The organism is Rhodosalinus sp. FB01, assembly GCF_041365715.1.
Classification (GTDB): domain Bacteria; phylum Pseudomonadota; class Alphaproteobacteria; order Rhodobacterales; family Rhodobacteraceae; genus Rhodosalinus.
In genome coordinates this window covers 96,813-116,067 of sequence record NZ_JBGFSH010000009.1, presented here as the reverse complement: position 1 = coordinate 116,067, position 19,255 = coordinate 96,813, and the positions used below count along the sequence as shown (strand labels likewise).

15 protein-coding genes are annotated in these 19,255 nt (G+C 68.4%); 5 read left to right on the top strand and 10 right to left on the bottom strand.

The genetic code is table 11. The annotated features are described in order from the left end of the window. Positions 1 to 20: 20 nt before the first annotated feature. Complete coding sequence (locus AB6A65_RS13400; protein ID WP_371038893.1) at positions 21 to 1,418, bottom strand: aspartate aminotransferase family protein; 1,398 nt, start codon at positions 1,416 to 1,418, stop codon at positions 21 to 23. 64 nt (positions 1,419 to 1,482) lie between these two features. Further along, positions 1,483 to 2,166: a GntR family transcriptional regulator gene (locus tag AB6A65_RS13395; RefSeq protein WP_371038892.1), complete on the bottom strand. Its 684-nt coding sequence runs from the start codon at positions 2,164 to 2,166 to the stop codon at positions 1,483 to 1,485. Between the two features lie 138 nt (positions 2,167 to 2,304). Between AB6A65_RS13395 and AB6A65_RS13390 the strand changes: the two genes are divergently transcribed. From AB6A65_RS13390 to AB6A65_RS13370, 5 genes are all read left to right on the top strand, one after another. Beyond that, complete coding sequence (locus tag AB6A65_RS13390) at positions 2,305 to 3,390, top strand: polyamine ABC transporter substrate-binding protein (RefSeq protein WP_371038891.1); 1,086 nt, start codon at positions 2,305 to 2,307, stop codon at positions 3,388 to 3,390. 84 nt (positions 3,391 to 3,474) lie between these two features. Further along, positions 3,475 to 4,623, top strand: a complete 1,149-nt coding sequence (locus AB6A65_RS13385; RefSeq protein WP_371038890.1) for an ABC transporter ATP-binding protein — start codon at positions 3,475 to 3,477, stop codon at positions 4,621 to 4,623. Between the two features lie 3 nt (positions 4,624 to 4,626). Further along, positions 4,627 to 5,517 (top strand): ABC transporter permease subunit, encoded by an 891-nt coding sequence (locus AB6A65_RS13380; RefSeq protein ID WP_371038889.1) that lies wholly within the window; start codon positions 4,627 to 4,629, stop codon positions 5,515 to 5,517. Between the two features lie 73 nt (positions 5,518 to 5,590). Next, entirely contained in the window at positions 5,591 to 6,412 is an 822-nt protein-coding gene (locus AB6A65_RS13375; protein ID WP_371038888.1) for an ABC transporter permease, read from the top strand. Then, a complete protein-coding gene (locus tag AB6A65_RS13370) occupies positions 6,409 to 7,737 on the top strand; it encodes an NAD(P)/FAD-dependent oxidoreductase (RefSeq protein ID WP_371038887.1) in 1,329 nt (442 codons plus the stop codon). The genes AB6A65_RS13375 and AB6A65_RS13370 overlap by 4 nt, the downstream gene beginning before the upstream one ends. 9 nt (positions 7,738 to 7,746) lie before the next feature. Here the strand turns inward: AB6A65_RS13370 and AB6A65_RS13365 are convergent, their stop codons facing one another. The 8 genes from AB6A65_RS13365 to AB6A65_RS13330 all read right to left on the bottom strand — a co-directional run bounded on the left by AB6A65_RS13365 (position 7,747) and on the right by AB6A65_RS13330 (position 19,179). After that, entirely contained in the window at positions 7,747 to 8,685 is a 939-nt protein-coding gene (locus tag AB6A65_RS13365; protein ID WP_371038886.1) for a DMT family transporter, read from the bottom strand. Positions 8,686 to 8,984: 299 nt separating this feature from the next. After that, the gene (gene msrA / locus AB6A65_RS13360; RefSeq protein ID WP_371038885.1) at positions 8,985 to 9,494 is read right to left on the bottom strand and encodes a peptide-methionine (S)-S-oxide reductase MsrA; all 510 of its coding nucleotides are present in this window, start codon (positions 9,492 to 9,494) and stop codon (positions 8,985 to 8,987) included. Next, entirely contained in the window at positions 9,494 to 9,940 is a 447-nt protein-coding gene (msrB, locus tag AB6A65_RS13355; RefSeq protein ID WP_371038884.1) for a peptide-methionine (R)-S-oxide reductase MsrB, read from the bottom strand. Before msrB ends, msrA begins: the two co-directional genes overlap by 1 nt. Positions 9,941 to 10,011: 71 nt before the next feature. Continuing rightward, a complete protein-coding gene (gene queG / locus AB6A65_RS13350; protein WP_371038883.1) occupies positions 10,012 to 11,052 on the bottom strand; it encodes a tRNA epoxyqueuosine(34) reductase QueG in 1,041 nt (346 codons plus the stop codon). An 81-nt stretch (positions 11,053 to 11,133) separates the two neighbouring features. Continuing rightward, positions 11,134 to 11,799, bottom strand: a complete 666-nt coding sequence (locus tag AB6A65_RS13345; RefSeq protein ID WP_371038882.1) for a glutathione S-transferase family protein — start codon at positions 11,797 to 11,799, stop codon at positions 11,134 to 11,136. Positions 11,800 to 11,861: 62 nt separating this feature from the next. Then, the gene (gene mtgA / locus AB6A65_RS13340) at positions 11,862 to 12,599 is read right to left on the bottom strand and encodes a monofunctional biosynthetic peptidoglycan transglycosylase (protein WP_371038881.1); all 738 of its coding nucleotides are present in this window, start codon (positions 12,597 to 12,599) and stop codon (positions 11,862 to 11,864) included. 509 nt (positions 12,600 to 13,108) lie between these two features. Next, positions 13,109 to 17,647, bottom strand: coding sequence for a glutamate synthase large subunit (gltB, locus tag AB6A65_RS13335; protein WP_371038880.1), 4,539 nt, complete (start codon positions 17,645 to 17,647; stop codon positions 13,109 to 13,111). Between the two features lie 77 nt (positions 17,648 to 17,724). After that, positions 17,725 to 19,179, bottom strand: coding sequence for an NAD(P)-dependent oxidoreductase (locus AB6A65_RS13330; RefSeq protein WP_371038879.1), 1,455 nt, complete (start codon positions 19,177 to 19,179; stop codon positions 17,725 to 17,727). Positions 19,180 to 19,255 lie beyond the last annotated feature (76 nt).

Here is a 19,255-nt window from a genome sequence, read left to right as displayed (position 1 = left end):
GAAACCCGCGCCGGCCCCGGTCAGGCTGCGGCCTCCATCAACCCCTCGGCCCGCAGCCTGTCATGGGTCTCGTCGAGCGCGCGGCGCGCGCGCAGGATCAGTTCGTCGATCTCCTCGTCGGAGATGACGAGCGGGGGCGAGATCACCATCCGGTCGCCCACATGGCGCATCACGAGATCGTTGGCGAAACAGCGCTCGCGGCAGACGAAGCCCACCGTGCCGGCGTCGGCGGCGAAGGCCGCGCGCGTCGCCTTGTCCGGGGTGAGCGCGATCGAGCCCATCAGCCCCACGATCTTCGCCTCGCCCACGAGCGGGTGGTCGGCCAGGCTTTCCCAGCGGGATTTCAGGTAGGGCGCCGTGTGCTCCCGCACGCGATCGACGATCCCTTCCTCGTCGAGGATGCGCAGGTTCTCCAGCGCGACGGCGCAGGCGACGGGATGGCCGGAATAGGTGTAGCCGTGGTTGAACTCGTCGCGCCCGATCATCCCGGCCACCTCGTCGCTCACGATCGAGCCGCCGATCGGCTGGTAGCCAGAGGACAGGCCCTTGGCGATCGTCATGATGTCGGGCCGGATGTCGAGCGTCTGGCTGCCGAACCAGTTGCCGGTGCGCCCGAAACCGCAGATGACCTCGTCGGCGATCAGCAGGATGCCGTATTTGCGCACGATGCGCTGGATCTCGGGCCAGTAGGTCTCCGGCGCGACGATGACGCCGCCCGCCCCCTGCACCGGCTCTGCGATGAAGGCGCCCACGCGGTCGGGGCCGATGCGCTCGATCGCCTCCTCGAGCTCGCGCGCGCGGGCGAGGCCGAACTCCTCGGGCGTCATGTCGCCGCCCTCGGCCCACCAGTTGGGCTGGCCGATATGGTGGATGCCCGGGATGGGCAGGCCGCCCTGGGCGTGCATGGGCGCCATCCCGCCCAGCGAGGCGCTGCCGATGGAGGAGCCGTGATAGGCGTTCCACCGCGAGATGATCGTGTCGCGCTGCGGCTGGCCCTTCATCGCCCAGTAGTGCCGCACGAGGCGGATGTTGGTGTCGTTGGCCTCCGACCCGGAGGAGGCGAAGAAGACGTGGTTGAGATCGCCCGGCGCCAGCTCGGCGATGCGGGCCGCGAGCGCCACGACGGGAACATGCGTCGTCTGGAAGAAGGTGTTGTAGTAGGGCAGTTCCTTCATCTGCCGATAGGCCGCGTCGGCAAGCTCCTCGCGGCCGTAGCCCAGGTTCACGCACCACAGCCCGGCCATGCCGTCGAGGATGCGCCGCCCCTCGCTGTCGGTGAGCCAGACGCCGCTTGCGCCGGTGATCACGCGCGCGCCCTTCTCGCCAAGCGCGCCCTGCGCGGTGAAGGGATGCATGTGATGGGCCGCGTCGAGGCGCTGCAGCTCGGCGGTGGGCATGTGGTTGGTGATCTTGTTCATCGCTCTCGCCTTTCGGACCGGGTTGGCCGCAAGAATATGATCAAATTCGGGAAGGTCAATCGAATCAGCCCTCCCCGGCCGCGATCCCGGCCCTGAGCGCGGCCATGCCCTGCTCGATATCCTCGCGCATGGCGGCGGCGGCCGCGTCGCCGTCGCCCGCGGCGAGCGCGTCCATGATCTCCTTGTGGCGGTCGGGCAGGCTGCCCGTGCCGACCCGGCCGCAGACGATCCGAAGCGAGGGGCCGAAGCGCAGCCAGAGTCCCTCGACGAGGTCCGCGAGCACCGGCGCCCGGGCGACGACGTAAAGCACGGCGTGAAAGCCGTGATTGTGCCGCAGGTAGCCGCCCACGTCGCCCCGCGCGATCGCCCGGTCGAGCGCCGCATCCTCGGCGGCGAGGCGGGCAAGCGCGTCGGGACCGGCGGTCGCGGCGGCGCGGCGCGCGAGTTCCGGCTCGAGCGCCTGTCGCGCGAAGATCAGTTCCTCCGCGCCGCGGGCGTCCAGAACGGGCACGCTGACGCGCCGGTTGTCCTGGAACACCAGCGCGCCCTCGGATGTCAGGCGCCGGATCGCCTCGCGCACCGGGGTCATGCCCGCCCCCGTGCTGTCGGCGAGGCCCTGGATCGTCACCGGCTGGCCGGGCGCCATCTCGCCGTGCAGGATCCGGTCGCGAAGGGCGCGATAGACGACCTGGTGCGCCGGCACGCGGCCCCCGGATGCCGCCTTGTTGGTCAATGCGCGTTCGCCCATGCTGCCGCCCTCCCGTGGCCGCTTGCGCAGTCTTCCCCTGCATGAAACCATCATGCGGTTGCCAGGCAAGGCATCATTTGATCAAATGTGGGGCACCGGGGCGAAAAAGACCTCCGGACAAGCCAACGGGAGACTGACATGAAGAGATCCATCCTGACGACGGCCGCGACGCTGGCGCTTGCCGCGGGCGCGGCCGGCGCCGAGGAAGTGCGCGTCTACAACTGGTCGGACTACATCGACGAGTCGCTTCTGGAGAAATTCGAGGAGGAAACCGGCCTCGATCTCGTCTACGACGTGTTCGACTCGAACGAGATGCTCGAGACGAAGATGCTCGCCGGCGGATCGGGGTATGACGTCGTGGTGCCCACCGGAACCTTCCTGCAGCGGCAGATCTCGGCGGGCGCATTCCAGAAGCTCGACAAGTCGAAGCTGCCCAACCTCGACAACATGTGGGATATGGTCGAGGAGCGTACCGCGAAATACGACCCCGGCAACGAGTACTCGATCAACTACATGTGGGGCTCCACCGGGATCGGGGCGAACGTGAACAAGGTGCGCGAGGTGCTCGGCGAGGACGCCCCGCTGAATTCGCTCGAACTGGTGCTCAACCCCGAGAACATGGAAAAGCTCGCCTCCTGCGGTGTGCATTTCCTCGACGCGCCGACCGAGATGATCCCGATGGCGCTGACCTATCTCGGAGAGGATCCCGACAGCCACGCTCCCGACGTAATCGCCCAGACCGAGGAGATCCTGGCGGCCGTGCGGCCCCACATCCAGAAATTCCACAGCTCGGAATACATCAACGCGCTCGCCAACGGCGAGATCTGCGTGGCCGTGGGCTGGTCAGGCGACATTCTCCAGGCGCGGGACCGCGCGGCCGAGGCCGACAACGGTGTCGAGATCGTCTACAACATCCCCGCGGAGGGCGGTCAGATGTGGTTCGACCAGATGGCGATCCCGGTCGACGCGCCGAACCCCGAGGGCGCGCACGTGTTCCTGAACTTCATCATGGATCCGCAGAACATGGCCGCGGCGTCGAACTACGTCTACTACGCCAACGGCAACGAGGCCTCGCAGGAGTTTCTGAACGAGGACGTGATCGGCGATACCGCGATCTATCCCGACCTGGAGACGATGGAGAACCTCTACACCACTACGCCCTACCCGCCGCGCGTGCAGCGGACGGTCACGCGGCTCTGGACAAAGATCAAGTCGGGCACCTGAGCCCCGGCGCGCACCCGGCCCGCGCGGCAACGCCGCGCGGGCCTCTTTGAGACGTTTTTCCTGTCAGCATTCCGGAGTCTGCCGATGGCGCAGCCCTCTGCCCAGACCGTCTACGCCCCGTGGGAAGATCCCGACGAGACGCCGCTCATCCGGTTCAGGAACGTCACCAAGCGTTTCGGCGACTTCACTGCGATCGACGACCTCAGCCTCGACATCTACGAACGCGAGTTCTTCGCGCTGCTCGGGCCCTCGGGCTGCGGCAAGACCACGATGATGCGGATGCTCGCCGGCTTCGAGGCGCCGACGGAAGGCTCGATCATGCTCGCCGGGCAGAACATCGCCCCGATCCCGCCGAACAAGCGGGCCGTGAACATGATGTTCCAGTCCTACGCGCTCTTTCCGCATCTCAGCGTCTGGGACAACATCGCCTTCGGTCTGCGCCGCGAGAACCAGCCCAAGGACAAGATCGCCGCCCGGGTGGAGGAGATGCTCCGCCTCACCCGCCTGGAGAAGTTCGCGCGCCGCAAGCCGCACCAGATTTCCGGCGGCCAGCGCCAGCGCGTGGCGCTCGCCCGCTCGCTCGCCAAGGCGCCGAAGCTGCTGCTGCTCGACGAACCGCTCGGCGCGCTCGACAAGAAGCTGCGCCAGGACACGCAGTTCGAACTCATGGACATCCAGGAAAACACCGGCACCACCTTCGTGATCGTCACCCATGACCAGGAGGAGGCGATGACCGTGGCCTCCCGCGTGGCGGTGATGGACGAGGGCCGGCTCATCCAGGTCTCCACGCCGGACGTCCTCTACGAGACCCCGGTCTCGGTCTACGTCGCGGACTTCATCGGCGAGGTGAACATCATCGAGGGCCGCGCCACGCCCGTGCCCGATGCCGGCGAGGGCCGCGTGGACATCGACTGGGCCGAGGGGCAGCCGCGGCTGAAGGGCACCACGGCGCGGGCCTTCGACAAGGGGCAGAAGGTCCACTTCGCGATCCGGCCGGAGAAGATCACGATCAGCGCCGAGCGCCCCGAGGATGCCGCCAACGCCGTGAAGGGCGAGGTGCTCGACATCGCCTATCTCGGCAACATCTCCACCTATCACGTCAAGCTGCCCACCGGGCACGTCATCAAGGCCCAGACCGCCAACACGCGGCGCATCGCGCGGCGGTCCTTCACCTGGGAGGACGAGGTGTGGCTGAGCTGGACGGCCACCGCCGGCATCCTGCTGGAGTCCTGAGCCATGCGCCGCTTCGCCCTCATCGCCGTGCCCTATCTCTGGCTGCTGGCGCTCTTTCTCGTGCCTTTCGTGATCGTCCTGAAGATCTCGCTTTCGGACATCGCGATCGCGATCCCGCCCTACACGCCGACGCTCGACCCGTCGGAGGGCTGGGCCGGCCTTCGCGACTTCTTCGGCGGGCTCGACTTCGAGAACTACTGGTTCCTGACGACGGACGACCTTTACTGGAAGGCGTATCTTTCCTCGTTGCGGATCGCGTTGATCTCGACGGTCATCACCCTTCTGGTGGGCTATCCCATCGCCTACGGCATGGCACGCGCGGCGCCGGAGTGGCGGCCGACGCTTCTCATGCTGGTGATCCTGCCGTTCTGGACCAGCTTCCTGATCCGCGTCTACTCGTGGATCGGCATCCTTTCGAACGAGGGGTTCCTCAACCAGTTCCTGATGTGGACAGGGCTCATCTCGGATCCGCTGACCATCCTGAACACGAATGCGGCGGTCTATGTCGGCATCGTCTACACCTACCTGCCCTTCATGATCCTGCCCATCTACTCCAACCTCGAGAAGATGGACGATTCGCTGCTGGAGGCGGCGGAGGATCTCGGCTGCTCGCGCATCAGCGCCTTCTGGCTCGTGACCGTACCGCTGTCGAAAACCGGCATCATCGCCGGCTGCTTCCTCGTCTTCATCCCCGCCATCGGGGAGTTCGTGATCCCCTCGCTTCTGGGCGGATCCGAGACGCTGATGATCGGCAAGATCCTGTGGGAGGAGTTCTTCAACAACCGCGACTGGCCGGTCGCGAGCGCCGTGGCGATCGTGCTGTTGCTGATCCTGATCGTGCCCATCGTCCTGTTCCAGCGCAACGAGCAGAAGCAGCGGGAGGCCGAAGGATGAAGGAGCGCCTCTCCCCGTCGCGTTTTCGCGGCGCTGGCGCCCCGCGCCAGACCCTGATCGGAGGGCCGTCGCGATGAGACGCTTCACCTGGTTCAACGCGACGTCTCTCACGCTGGGCTTCGCGTTCCTCTACCTGCCGATGATCATCCTGGTCATCTACTCCTTCAACGCGTCCAAACTCGTGACGGTCTGGGCGGGCTTCTCCACGCGCTGGTACGCGGAGATCTTCCGCGACCAGGCGTTCCTCGACGCGGCCTGGGTCACGCTGAAGGTCGCGGTCGTCTCCTCGACCGTGGCGACCGTGCTCGGCACGATGGCGGCGCTGGTCCTCGTCCGGGCCGGGCGTTTTCTCGGGCGAACGCTGTTCTCGGGGATGATCTATGCCCCGCTGGTGATGCCCGAGGTGATCACGGGGCTTTCCCTGCTGCTTCTCTTCATCGGGATCGGGCTCGATCGCGGGATCTTCACGATCATCCTCGCGCATACGACCTTCTCGATGTGCTTCGTGTCCGTCGTGGTCTCCTCGCGGCTGGTCAGCTTCGACCGCTCGCTCGAGGAGGCGGCGCTCGATCTCGGTTGCTCCCCGGCGGAGGCGTTCCGGCTCGTGACGCTGCCGATCATCCTGCCCGCCGTGATCTCGGGCTGGCTTCTGGCCTTCACCCTCTCGCTCGACGATCTGGTGATCGCGAGCTTCACCGCCGGACCCTCGGCGACGACGCTGCCGATCAAGATCTTCTCGTCGATCCGCCTGGGCGTCAGCCCCGAGATCAACGCGCTTTCCTCGTTGCTGATCGGCATCGTCACGGTGGGTGTCGTGGCCGCTTCGCTCGCCTCGAAGAACGCGGCGATCCGCCAGCAGCGCGAGGAACAGGCCGCCCTGCGCCGGACCGGATGAGGCGTATCGTCGAACCCGCCGCCTATGGCGCGGCACCGGTGGCGGAGTGCTGGTGGGCCGCGACGGTCGAGACGCCGCACTGGCCCGCGCCACAGGGAGAGATCGCCGCCGATGTCGCGGTGATCGGCGGTGGCTTCACCGGCCTTTCCGCCGCGCTTCACCTGGCCGAAGCCGGGGTCGATGTGGCGCTTTGCGAGGCCGAGGCCCCGTTCTGGGGCGCCTCGGGGCGCAATGGCGGGTTCTGCTGCCTCGGCGGGTCCAAACTGTCCGACGCCGCGCTCACCCGGCGCTTCGGCGCGCGGGGCGCGCAGGGCTGGCGCGACGCGCAGCGCGCGTCCGTGGATTTCACCTCCGGGCTGATCGACCGGCTGGAGCTCGACGTGGACCGTCACTCCGAGGGCGAAACGCTGCTCGCCCACCGCCGGCAGGAGTGGGAGCGCCTGCAGCGCGAGGCCGAGGAGGTCGAGGCCGGCTACGGCGTGACGCCGCGCCTCGTGCCCGCCGCCGATCTCGCGGACGCGGGGATGGCGGGGCCTTTCCACGGCGCGCTTACGGTTCCCCTGGGCTTCGCGCTCAATCCCCGGAAATACGCCGCGGGCCTCGCGCGGGCCGCTCAGGCGGCGGGCGCGCGGCTTTTCGCGCCCGCGCCGGTGACGTCCCTGCGCGCGGACGGGTCAGGCTACGTGCTCGGCCTGCCCGGCGCACGGCTCAGGGCGCGACGCGTGATCCTCGCCACCAACGGCTACTCCTCCGAGGACGTGCCCGCCTGGATGCGCGCGCGTTACATGCCCGTGGCCTCCAACGTGATCGTGACCCGCCCGCTTGAGGGCGACGAGCTTCAGGCGGCGGGCTGGACCACGGCGCAGATGGCCTACGACACGCGGCGGCTGCTCCATTACTTCCGCCTCATGCCCGACAACCGGTTCCTCTTCGGGATGCGGGGCGGCATCTACGCCACCCCGCGCGAGACGGCGCGGCTGGCCCGCGCCATTCGCGCGGACTTCGAGGCGATGTTCCCGGCCTGGCGGCATGTCGAGACACCGCATCTGTGGTCGGGGCTCGTCTGCCTGACGCCGACGCTGCTGCCATATGTCGGGCCGGTGCCGGACATGCCGGGCGTCTTCGCGGGGTTCGGCTATCACGGAAACGGCGTCGCGATGGGCGGCTATGCCGGGCGGATTCTCGCGGACCTCGTGCAGGATCGGCTGCCGGGCGCGCCTTACCCCGAGGCCATGCGCCGCGTGCCCGGGCGCTTCCCGCTCGGCCGGTTCCGCCGCGCCGCGCTGGTGCCGGCCTATGCGAGCTTCCGCTGGCGCGACCGCTGAGACGGGCGCTCAGCCCTGCGGCGTCAACCCGGCCCGCGCGCGATCCCGCGCAAGCCCGATCTGCCGCTCGCGCCACACGATCAGCACGCCCGCCGCGATCACGAGCCCCGCGCCCGCCAGCATCGGCGCGGTCGGAACCTCGGCGAACACCGTGTAGCCGATGGCGATCGCGAAAAGCATCGAGGCGTAGTCGAACGGCGCGAGCAGCGAGGCGTCGGCGAACCGGTAGGCGCTGGTGAGAACGATCTGCGCCACCCCGCCGATCAGCCCCGCGCCGACCAGAAGCCCCGCTTCCAGCGGCGTGGGCCATACCCAGCCCAGCGTTGCCGGCCAGACAAGGCCGAGGGGCAGCGTCAGAAGCGAGAAGGCCGTCGCCGTGAGCGAGAAGTAGAAGACGATGGCCGATGTCTCCTCGACCACCGCCATCCGGCGGATCTGGACATGGGCCAGCGCCCGGAGCGCCGCCGAGAGCAACGCGAAGATCGCCCCGGCAAGCGCCACGTCCCCGAGCGTATCAACCGAAATCCGCGGCCAGAGCACGATCAGCACGCCGATGAGGCCCAGCCCCACCGCGCTCAGCCGGAAGGCGCGAAGCCGCTCGCCAAGCAGGAACGCCGCGAAGAGCACTGTCAGAAGCGGCGCGGCGTAGCCGATCGCCGTCACCTCGGGCAGAGGAAGCAGGCCCAGGGCGGCGAAGCCGCAGGCCATCGCCGCGGTACCGATGAGGCCGCGCCAGACATGGGCAAGCCGGTTGCGCACCCGAAAGCCGGTGGAAAGATCGCCGCGCCATGCGAGCCAGGCGACGATCACCGGCATCGCGAAGAAGGAGCGGAAGAAGACGGACTGCCCCGCCGGCACATGCTCCGACACCGCCTTGATGAGCGATGCCATGCAGATGAAGAGAACCACCGAGGCGAGCTTGAGCGCAATACCGCGCGCGGGATGCATGGGACTGTCCTTTCGCCGCAAAGCCATGCCCCGCAACACGCGGAAGTGCAAGCGACGGGGCGCGAGCCCCAAGCGCTCGTCCTTCGGGCATCGGGAAGGGTTGGCGACGTCTCCGGTCGCGGCTGCGACCGGCCTACCACACCCCTAGGGCACAGGGCCGCCCCTCAGGACGATACCGCTGGGGATATCGGCAAGACGACAATCCAACCGGCCGTGCGGCGCGTTCCGACACTTGGCCGGCGCCCTTCGGGCATCGGCGGACCAGACGCGCCTTGCCGGTCGCACCCCGTTCCTTTGACTCACTCCGCGGCGTCGCGGCGCGGCAGCACCCAGTCGGGACGCGGAAAATGGCAGGTGTAGCCGTGCGGGATGCGTTGCAGGTAATCCTGATGCTCCGGTTCGGCTTCCCAGAAATCGCCTGCGGGCGCCACCTCGGTCACGACCTTTCCCGGCCAGAGGCCCGACGCCTCGACATCCGCGATGGTGGCGAGCGCCTCGGCGCGCTGGGCCTCGTCGAGATAATAGATCGCCGACCGGTAGCTCATGCCGACATCGTTGCCCTGCCGGTTCAGCGTCGTGGGATCGTGGATCTGGAAGAAGTATTCCAGGATCCGCCGGTAGCTGATCGTCTCGGGGTCGAAGATGATCTCGATCCCCTCCGCATGGGTGCCGTGGTTGCGATAGGTCGCGTTCGGCACGTCGCCCCCGGTATAGCCCACGCGGGTGCGCAGCACGCCGGGAAGCTTGCGGATCAGATCCTGCATGCCCCAGAAGCAGCCACCCGCCAGAATCGCGCGCTCTTCAGCCATCAGACATCCTCCAGTTGATCCAGGTAATCGCCATAGCCCTCGGCCTCCATGTCATCGCGATGGATGAACCGGAGCGCGGCGGAATTGATGCAGTAGCGCAGCCCGCCGCGCTCGCGCGGCCCGTCCGGGAAGACATGCCCCAGATGGCTGTCGCCATGGGCCGAGCGCACCTCGGTCCGGACCATGCCGAGGCTGCGGTCCTGAAGCTCGCGGACATGCGCGGGCTCGATCGGCTTCACGAAGCTCGGCCACCCGCAGCCCGACTCGTACTTGTCGGACGAGGCGAAGAGCGGCTCGCCGGAGACGATGTCCACGTAGATGCCCGGCTCCTTGTTGGAAAGGTAGTGCCCGGTGCCGGGGCGCTCGGTACCGTTCTCCTGGGTCACATGGTACTGGACCGGGTCCAGCGCCTCCACCGCTTCCGGGCGGCGCTCGTATCTGGGCATCCGCGTCTCTCCTTCCTGACCACTGAGCCTAAAGATGGCACGCCGGCGGCAAAATCAAACCCCCTCGCGCCTCACGCGGCCGCGAGCCGCGCCGCGGCCCAGCGCGCCGCATCCGCCACCGCCGGGTCGGGATCCTCCGCGAGGCCCTGCGCCACCGGCCGCAGCGCGGCGTCGCCCGAATTCCCGATGGCATAAAGAACGTTGCGCACGAACCGGTTCCTGCCGATCCGCTTGATCGGGCTGCCGGAGAACAGCGCGCGGAACGCCGCGTCGTCGAGCTGCGCCAGATCGGCCAGGCGCGGGGCCCGCAGTTCCGCCCGCGCGTGATATCGCGCCTCCCGCGCGGTCCGGGCGAACTTGTTCCAGGGGCAGACGGCAAGGCAGTCGTCGCAACCGTAGATTCGGTTTCCGAGCAGCGGACGCAATTCCTCGTCCACCGGACCGGCGTGCTCGATCGTGAGGTAGGAGATGCAACGCCGCGCGTCGAGCTGGAACGGCGCCGGGAAGGCGTCCGTCGGGCAGACATCGAGGCAGGCGCGGCACGATCCGCAATGCTCGCTCGCCGGGGCGTCGGGCGGGATCTCGGCGGTAGTGAAGATCGCGCCGAGGAAGACCCAGTTCCCGAGATCGCGGGACAGCAGGTTGGTGTGCTTGTCCTGCCAGCCGATCCCCGCCGCCTCGGCCAGCGGCTTCTCGGCCACCGGCGCGGTGTCCACGAAGACCTTCACCTCCGTGCCCTCGCCCGCCTCGGCGATCAGCCAGCGCGCCAGCCGCTTGAGGCGTTTCTTGACCACGTCGTGATAGTCCCGGCCCCGCGCGTACACGGAAACGATCCCGCGATCGGGATGGTCGAGCAGCGCCAAAGGGTCCTCGTCAGGCGTGTAGCTTTCGGCCAGCATGATGATGGAGCGCGCCGCGGGCCAGAGCGCCGCCGGGTTACCGCGCCAGGCCGCCCGCTCTTCCAGCCAGCGCATCTGGCCGTGCCAGCCCGCATCGAGGAACGCCGCCAGCCGCGCGGGCACCTGCGGTATCGCGTCGGGTCGGCAGACGCCGCAGGCGTCGAAGCCCTCGGCGCGCGCCTGCATCCTCAGCCTCTCCTTCAGCGCGTCCATGTCGTTTCTTCTTGGGAAAAATCCTCCCGGGGGGAGTCCCGCAGGGACGGGGGGCGGGCCGCCCCCCGGCGGCGCGCGAGATCAGAAATCCAGGTCGGCGTAATGCGCCGGCTGGGGGAACCCGGGCACCTGGTCGGCGAGGATGCCGCGAAAGGCCGGGCGCGACTTGATCTTGGCATACCAGTCCTTGACCGTCTCGGATCGGTTCCAGTCCACGTCCGAAATGTAGTCCAGCGCGGAGAGATGCGACGCCGCCGCGAAATCCGCCAGCGTCATCACGTCACCGGCAAGCCAGCGGCGGTGATCGAGAAGCCACGCCATGTAGTCGAGGTGGTACTTGATCCTCTGCGCTCCGCTCTTGACGTTTCGGCTGTCGGGGTAGCCCTGCCCCATCACCTTCTTGTTGACCCGCTCGTAAAGCAGCTTGGAGGTCACCTCGGCGTGGAACTTGTCGTCGAACCAGCCCACGAGGCGGCGCACCTCGTAGCGGGCCTCGGGCGTGCGGGGCATGAGCGGCGGCTCGGGGCGCGTTTCATCCAGATACTCGCAGATCGCCATGCTTTCCGAAAGCGTCCTGCCGTCGATCTTCAGCACCGGGACCTTGCCCGCCGGGTTCCGCCGCAGGAAGTCGGGCGACTGCTCCCAGTAGCGTTCCTCCACGAGTTCGCACTCGATCCGCTTCTCCGCGAGGCACAGGCGCACCTTGCGGCAGAAAGGCGAGAGTGGCACGTGGTAGAGGCGGGCCATCGGCCGGGCTCCGGGCGCTGGTTGCGGGCGTTGCCCCTGCATGCCCGGTCGGACGGCGCTTTTCAACTCTCGAAGCAGGCGGCGCGCCCGTCGGCGCGGTTGGTTTCGGCCCCGTCGCGGATCGCGCGCGCGCGTCGCTGCACGAAGTCGGAGGGCTGCGCCGCCGAGCGCGTCTTGGGCGACGGCAGCACGGCGGCCAGAAGCGCGGCCTGACGGGGATCGAGGTCGGCGGCGGAGATCCCGAAATGGTGGCGCGCGGCCGCCTCCACGCCGAAGACGCCCTCGGCGAACTCGGCCACGTTGAGGTAGACCTCAAGGATGCGCCGCTTGGGCCAGGCCGCCTCCACGAGGGGCGTGAGCGCTGTTTCCAGCGCCTTTCTCAGCCAGTTTCGCCCATGCCACAGGTAGACATTCTTGACCGTCTGCTGCGAGATCGTCGATGCGCCGCGGCGCGAGCCGTCGGCGATCGCGACACGGATCGCGTCGAGGTCGAACCCCCAGTGAAGGCAGAAATTCGCGTCCTCCGCCGCCACCGCCGCGCGCGCCATCGCGGGCGCGATCCGGTCCATGGGCACCCAGTCCCGCGCCACGCCGCCAAGGCGATACGCCTCGGCGGCCATGTAGGGCGTCACCGGGGGATTCACGATGCGCCCGGCCAGCACCGCCAGCAGAACGAGGGCGAGCCCCCACAGCACCGCGCGCCGCAAAAGGCGCACGACGCGCGTCGCGACGGATCGGCGCGGGGGCGTTCCGGCGGTTTTCTTGCGGGGGCTCTGGGATGAACGGCGCTTTTGGGGCATGTCGCAGCCTTACATCACAAAGGCACCATGCGCTGCCAGCGCTCAGGCGCGGACGCGCGTCGCCGCGGGCTGGCGAGGCACCGGCCGCGCGGCCACGGCTGTGCCGCGCCAGCCCGCGCGGGAAATTCCGTGGAAGCGGCACCCAGACGGAATGCCGAGGCGGTCGGTCCCGCCGCCCCCGTGCCGGTTCACCGGCGCCCGGCGAGCAGGTTTCACCGGCGCACCGGCAGGCGGCGGGCTCGCGGGACCGAAGGTGAAGACCGGGTGGTCGCAGGTCGTGGGCATGGCTGACCGGAGTGGTTCGCCGCTTCGAAACGGCGGATTTTCTGGATAACAGGCAATCCTTACAGAGTCCTGCCGGGATCGGCGCGACCACGGGATCTGCTGCGATGCCGGGCGCAGACCCGCCCCATGGCGGGGGCCCGCGTCCGCGAAGCTCGCGCCGAACCGACGGCCGCCTGCCCGCCCCCCGCAGCGGCTTCGCCGCCGCCGGGGGCCCGCGGGCGGGTCTATTCGGCGGGCACCGCCTCGCTCTCGATACCGATCGGGTGCGACAGCTTGCCGAGCATCTCCTTCGGACAGACCTGCAGGAAGTTCCCGAGCTCGATCTCCCAGTTCTGGAGGATGTCGGCGCCGCGGCGCGAGCGGGTCTCGGCGACGTGGCGCTCCACGAGGTCCTTCAGCTCCGCCTCCCAGTGCGAGACCGAGACCGGGCAGACCACGAGCGTTTCCATGTTGATGAGCTGTTGCGCCAGTCCTTCGGGGTCGTGGATGTAGGCCATGCCCCCGGTCATTCCGGCGCCGAAATTGGCCCCGATGCGCCCGAGGATCACCGCGACCCCGCCGGTCATGTCCTCGCACCCGTTGGAGCCACAGCCCTCCACCACGACATGGGCGCCCGAGTTGCGGACGGCGAAACGCTCGCCCGCCCGGCCGGCGGCGAAGAGGTAGCCCGCGGTCGCACCGTAAAGCACCGTGTTCCCGATGATGGTGTTCTCCCCCGCCTCGAGGGGCGAGGCCATCGGCGGGCGCACGGAGATCAGGCCGCCCGAAAGGCCCTTGCCGACATAGTCGTTCGCGTCGCCCGCCACCTCGATCTTGAGGCCCGGCGCCGCGAAGGCGCCCAGCGACTGCCCCGCACTGCCCTTGAGTTTCACCGTCAGGTGGTCGGGCTGGAGCGCGTTGCGCATCCCGAACCGGCGCACGATGTGGCTGGAGGTGCGGGTGCCCACCGTGCGGTGCGTGTTCTGCACCGCGTAAGAGAGCTGCATCTTCTCGCCGTCCTCGAGGAAGCGCGCGGCGTCGCGGACGATCTCGGCGTCGAGCGTGTCCGGGACCGTCTGGCGGGGCTTGTCGCGGTCGTAGGTGATGCGCTCGGCCCCGTCGACGGTGATGAGAAGCGGGTTGAGGTCGAGATCGTCGAGATGCGCGGCGCCCCGGCTGACCTGGGTCAGCAGGTCCGCGCGGCCGATCACCTCGTCGAGCGACCGCGCGCCGATGGAGGCCAGCACCTCGCGCACCTCCTGCGCGTAGAAGGTGATGAGGTTCACCACCTTGTCCGCGTTGCCGGTGAACTTCTCGCGCAGCTTGGGATCCTGCGTGCACACGCCCACGGGACAGGTGTTCGACTGGCACTGCCGCACCATGATGCAGCCCATCGCGATCAGCGCGGCGGTGCCGATGCCGTATTCCTCGGCCCCCATCATCGCGGCCATGACGATGTCGCGGCCCGTCCGCAGGCCGCCATCGGTGCGCAGCGTGACCCGCTCGCGCAGGTTGTTCATCGAGAGCACCTGGTGCGCCTCGGTCAGCCCCATCTCCCAGGGCAGGCCGGCGTACTTGATCGACGTGGCCGGCGATGCGCCGGTGCCGCCATTGTGGCCCGAGATGAGGATCACATCGGCCTTGGCCTTCGCCACGCCCGCCGCGATCGTGCCCACGCCGGAGGAGGCCACCAGCTTCACCGTGACCTTGGCGCGCGGGTTGATCTGCTTCAGGTCGTAGATGAGCTGGGCGAGATCCTCGATCGAGTAGATGTCGTGATGCGGCGGGGGCGAGATCAGGGTCACGCCCGGCGTGGAATGGCGAAGCCGCGCGATGAGCTCCGTCACCTTCATGCCGGGAAGCTGGCCGCCCTCGCCGGGCTTGGCACCCTGGGCGATCTTGATCTCCAGCTCCTCGCAGTGGTTGAGGTATTCGGCCGTCACGCCGAAGCGGCCCGAGGCCACCTGCTTGATCTTGGCCGACGGGTTGTCGCCATTGGGCTCGGGCACGAAATGCGCCGGATCCTCGCCGCCCTCGCCCGAGTCGGACTTCGCGCCGATGCGGTTCATGGCGACGTTCAGGGTCTTGTGCGCCTCGGGGCTGAGCGCGCCGAGGCTCATGCCCGGTGTGACGAACCGCTTGCGGATCGAGGTGATGCTCTCCACCTCCTCGAGCGGCACGGGGTTGCCCTTCGGCTTCATGTCGAGAAGATCGCGCAGATGGATCGGCGGGTTGGCCTGCATCGCCGCTGAGTAGCGCTTCCACATCTCGTAAGAGCCCTGGTTGCAGGCCATCTGCATCAGGTGCATCGACTGCGCCCCCCAGGCATGGGTCTCGCCCGACTTGCGCATCTTGTAGAAGCCGCCGATGGGCAGCACGTCGGCCGACCCCTGCCAGGCGCGGGCATGCACCTCCTCGACCTTCTTCTGGATGCCCGACACGCCGATGCCCGAAATGCGGCTGACGAGGCCGGGGAAATACTCCGCGCACATCGCGCGACCGAGGCCCACCGCCTCGAAGTTGAGCCCGCCGCGGTAGGACGAGATCACGCTGATGCCCATCTTCGACATGATCTTGAGCAGGCCCTGGTCGATGGCCTTGCGGTAGCGCGCCACGGCCTCAGTGAGCGGCCCGTCGAGCAGCCCGCGCTCGATCCGCTCGGCCAGGCTGTCCTCGGCCAGATAGGCGTTCACCGTGGTGGCGCCCGCCCCGATCAGCACGGCGAAGTAGTGCGGGTCGATGCACTCGGCCGAGCGGACGTTGAGCGAGCAGAAGGTGCGCAGGCCCTGCCGTGTCAGGTGCGAATGCACCGCCGAGGTGGCCAGGATCATCGGCATCGGCACCTTGTCCCCGTCCGACCGGTGATCGGTGAGAACGATGTGGCCCGCGCCCGAGCGCACCGCGTCCTCGGCCTCGGACCGGATACGGGCAAGACCGTCGCGCAGCGCGCCCTCGCGGCTGGCGGCCGGGAAGGTGCAGTCGATCTCCACCATGTCGGCGTTGAACTGGCGCACCATCTCGTCGAACTGCGCGTTGGCCACGAAGGGGCTGTCGAGCACGAAGATCTCGGTCTGCGCCGAGGACTCGTCGAGCACGTTCTTGAGGTTTCCGAAGCGCGTCTTGAGGCTCATCACCCGGTATTCGCGCAAGCTGTCGATGGGCGGGTTCGTCACCTGGCTGAAGTTCTGCCGGAAGTAATGGCTGAGCGGCCGGTACTTCTTGGACAGCACGGCGGAGGGCGTATCGTCACCCATCGAGGCCACGGCCTCCTTGCCGTCCACGGCCATGGGAGCGAGGATCTGTTCGAGTTCCTCGATGGTGTAGCCCGCCGCGATCTGCCGGCGCTTGAGATCGGAGCCGGTGAAGAGCGGCGCCTCGCTGACCTTCGACAGCACCTCGTCGAGTTCGTTGATCTTGCCGACCCATTCGCCGAAGGGCTGGGCCTCGCTCAGGCGGTCCTTGATCTCGGTGTCGTGGTAGAGCTTGCCCTCCGCCATGTCGACGGCAAGCATCTGGCCCGGGCCGAGGGCCCCCTTCTCGCGGATGGTGCCCTCGTCCACGTGCACCATCCCCGCCTCGGACCCGGCGATCACCATTCCGTCGCCGGTGACGACGTAGCGCATCGGGCGCAACCCGTTGCGGTCCATCCCCGCGCAGACCCAGCGCCCGTCGGTCATGGCGAGCGCCGCCGGACCGTCCCACGGCTCCATCACCGCGTTGCAATAGGCGTACATGTCGCGCCAGGCCTGCGGCAGTTCCACCCGCGCCTGCGACCAGCTTTCGGGAATGAGCATCGTCTTGGCCATGGGCGCGTCGCGGCCCGCGCGCACCAGCACCTCGAACACGGCGTCGAGCGCCGCCGAATCCGACGAGCCCTGCGCCACGATGGGCTTGATGTCCTCGGCCATGTCCCCGAACGTGTTCGAGGCCATGCGGATCTCGTGGCTCTTCATCCAGTTGATGTTGCCCTTGAGCGTGTTGATCTCGCCGTTGTGGGCGAGCATCCGGAAGGGCTGCGCCAGCCACCATTGCGGGAAGGTGTTGGTGGAATAGCGCTGGTGATAGATGGCGAAGGCCGACTTGAAACGCTCGTCCTGGACGTCGGGGTAGAACTCGCTCACCTGTTCGGCGAGCGTCATGCCCTTGTAGATGATCGACCGGCAGGAGAGCGACGCGATGTAGAGGCCCGGCACCTGCGCGGCGGCGGCGGCCTTCTCGATCCGGCGGCGGATGACGTAGAGTTCGCGCTCGAAGGTCTCCTCGTCGCTGCCTTTCGCGTTGGAGGTGATGATCTGCTCGATCGCGGGCCGCGTCGCGTTCGCCTTCTCGCCAAGGCAGTCGATCGCGACCGGAACGTGGCGCCAGCCGTAGATGTAGTGGCCCATGCGCAGGACTTCCGTCTCGACGATGGTCCGGCAGGTTTCCTGCGCGCCGAAGTCGGTGCGCGGCAGGAACACCTGGCCCACCGCGATGAGCTGGTCCTCGCGCGGCTCGTGGCCGGTGCGGCGGATCTGGTCGTAGAAGAACGGCACCGGGATCTGCAGGTGGATGCCGGCCCCGTCGCCCGTCTTGCCGTCGGCGTCCACCGCGCCGCGGTGCCAGATCGCCTTGAGGGCGTCGATACCCGCGTCCACGACCTTGCGCGAGGGCGTCCCGTCGATCGAGACGACAAGGCCCACACCGCAGGAGGACCGCTCCTCCTGCGGGTCGTAAAGGCCGTGGTCGGCCAGCCAGCGGCGCTTGTCTTCCTGCTCGGCGGCCCAGTTGGCATCGAAGATGGTCATGGCGTCAGTCCTCTTCCAAGAGGGCGGGCCCGTGCCCGCTGCGATGGTCAGGGACCGGCCCGTCCGGGGCCGGCGCGTCAGGTGGTGCCGGGGGCGCGCTCCTCTGCCGCCACCGCGGGCTGCGCGGCGAGATCCTCGAGGATCGCCTGGGCGGCGTCGCGGCCGTCGCGGATGGCCCAGACCACGAGCGAGGCGCCGCGCACGATGTCGCCCACGGCGTAGACGCCGGGCAGCGAGGTGCGGCCGGTCGTGAATTCGGCCTTTACCGTGCCCCAGCGCGTGACCTCCAGGCCCTCGACGCCCCAGAGGCGCGGCAGCTCTTCCGGCTCGAAGCCGAGCGCCTTGATCACCATGTCCGCCTCTTCGGTGTAATCCGACCCCTCGATGACCTCGGGCGACTGGCGGCCCGTGGCGTCGGGCGGGCCGAGGCGCATGCGCTGCACCACGACGCCTGTCACCGGGTCGCCGACGAAGCCCTTCGGCGCCGAAAGCCAGACGAATTCCACGCCCTCCTCCTCGGCGTTGGCCACCTCGCGCTGGGAGCCCGGCATGTTCTGCCGATCCCGGCGGTAGAGGCACTTCACGCTGGTCGCGCCCTGACGCACGGCGGTGCGCACGCAATCCATCGCGGTGTCGCCGCCGCCGATGACGACCACGCGCTTGTCCTTCGCGTCGAGCTCGCCCGATTCGACCTCCGGCACCGCGTCGCCGAAGCTCTTGCGGTTGGACGCGGTGAGAAAGTCGATGGCCCGGACGATGCCGTCCGCGCCAGACCCCGGCCCGGTAAGTTCGCGCGACTTGTAGACGCCGGTCGCGACAAGGACGGCGTCGTGCTGGTCGCGGATCTCCTCGAAGGAGACGTCCTCGCCGACATTGCAGTTCAGGACGAAGCGGATGCCGCCCTCCTCGAGCTGCGCGTTGCGGCGCATGACCACGTCCTTCTCGAGCTTGAAGCCGGGGATGCCGTAGGTCATCAGCCCGCCCGCGCGGTCATAGCGATCGTAGATCGTCACCTGCACGCCCGCGCGGCGCAGCACGTCCGCGGCGGCGAGCCCGCCGGGACCGGCGCCGATGATGCCCACGCTTTCGGGACGCTCGCGCGCGGGGCGCAGCGGCTGGACCCAGCCTTCCTCCCACGCGGTGTCGGTGATGTATTTCTCGACCGCGCCGATGGTGACCGTGCCGTGTCCCGACTGCTCGATCACGCAGTTGCCTTCGCACAGCCGATCCTGCGGGCAGATCCGGCCGCAGATCTCGGGAAAGGTGTTCGTGGCCTGGCTGAGATCATAGGCCTCGCGCAGGCGGCCCTCGGCGGTCAGCATCAGCCAGTCGGGGATGTTGTTGTGCAGCGGGCAGTGCGACTGGCAATAGGGCACGCCGCACTGGCTGCAGCGCCCGGCCTGCTCGCGCGCCTTCTCGGCCGCGTATTCCGCGTAGATCTCGTGAAAGTCGTGGGCGCGGACATTCGCGTCCCGCTTTTCGGGCATGTCCCGTTCGACGCTCACGAATTTGAGCAGGTGCTGCTTCGACATCGCGCGCTCCTCCAAGACTGACGCTGCCGCGTGTGCATATATCAGGTTCCGGCGAAAGAAAAGTCACAACTCTTGA

Bases quoted from the DNA above. Each gene is read 5' to 3' on its own strand.
- AB6A65_RS13400 (WP_371038893.1), bottom strand. From the start codon at position 1,418: ATGAACAAGATCACCAACCACATGCCCACCGCCGAGCTGCAGCGCCTC.
- AB6A65_RS13395 (WP_371038892.1), bottom strand. From the start codon at position 2,166: ATGGGCGAACGCGCATTGACCAACAAGGCGGCATCCGGGGGCCGCGTG.
- AB6A65_RS13390 (WP_371038891.1), top strand. From the start codon at position 2,305: ATGAAGAGATCCATCCTGACGACGGCCGCGACGCTGGCGCTTGCCGCG.
- AB6A65_RS13385 (WP_371038890.1), top strand. From the start codon at position 3,475: ATGGCGCAGCCCTCTGCCCAGACCGTCTACGCCCCGTGGGAAGATCCC.
- AB6A65_RS13380 (WP_371038889.1), top strand. From the start codon at position 4,627: ATGCGCCGCTTCGCCCTCATCGCCGTGCCCTATCTCTGGCTGCTGGCG.
- AB6A65_RS13375 (WP_371038888.1), top strand. From the start codon at position 5,591: ATGAGACGCTTCACCTGGTTCAACGCGACGTCTCTCACGCTGGGCTTC.
- AB6A65_RS13370 (WP_371038887.1), top strand. From the start codon at position 6,409: ATGAGGCGTATCGTCGAACCCGCCGCCTATGGCGCGGCACCGGTGGCG.
- AB6A65_RS13365 (WP_371038886.1), bottom strand. From the start codon at position 8,685: ATGCATCCCGCGCGCGGTATTGCGCTCAAGCTCGCCTCGGTGGTTCTC.
- msrA (WP_371038885.1), bottom strand. From the start codon at position 9,494: ATGGCTGAAGAGCGCGCGATTCTGGCGGGTGGCTGCTTCTGGGGCATG.
- msrB (WP_371038884.1), bottom strand. From the start codon at position 9,940: ATGCCCAGATACGAGCGCCGCCCGGAAGCGGTGGAGGCGCTGGACCCG.
- queG (WP_371038883.1), bottom strand. From the start codon at position 11,052: ATGGACGCGCTGAAGGAGAGGCTGAGGATGCAGGCGCGCGCCGAGGGC.
- AB6A65_RS13345 (WP_371038882.1), bottom strand. From the start codon at position 11,799: ATGGCCCGCCTCTACCACGTGCCACTCTCGCCTTTCTGCCGCAAGGTG.
- mtgA (WP_371038881.1), bottom strand. From the start codon at position 12,599: ATGCCCCAAAAGCGCCGTTCATCCCAGAGCCCCCGCAAGAAAACCGCC.
- gltB (WP_371038880.1), bottom strand. From the start codon at position 17,647: ATGACCATCTTCGATGCCAACTGGGCCGCCGAGCAGGAAGACAAGCGC.
- AB6A65_RS13330 (WP_371038879.1), bottom strand. From the start codon at position 19,179: ATGTCGAAGCAGCACCTGCTCAAATTCGTGAGCGTCGAACGGGACATG.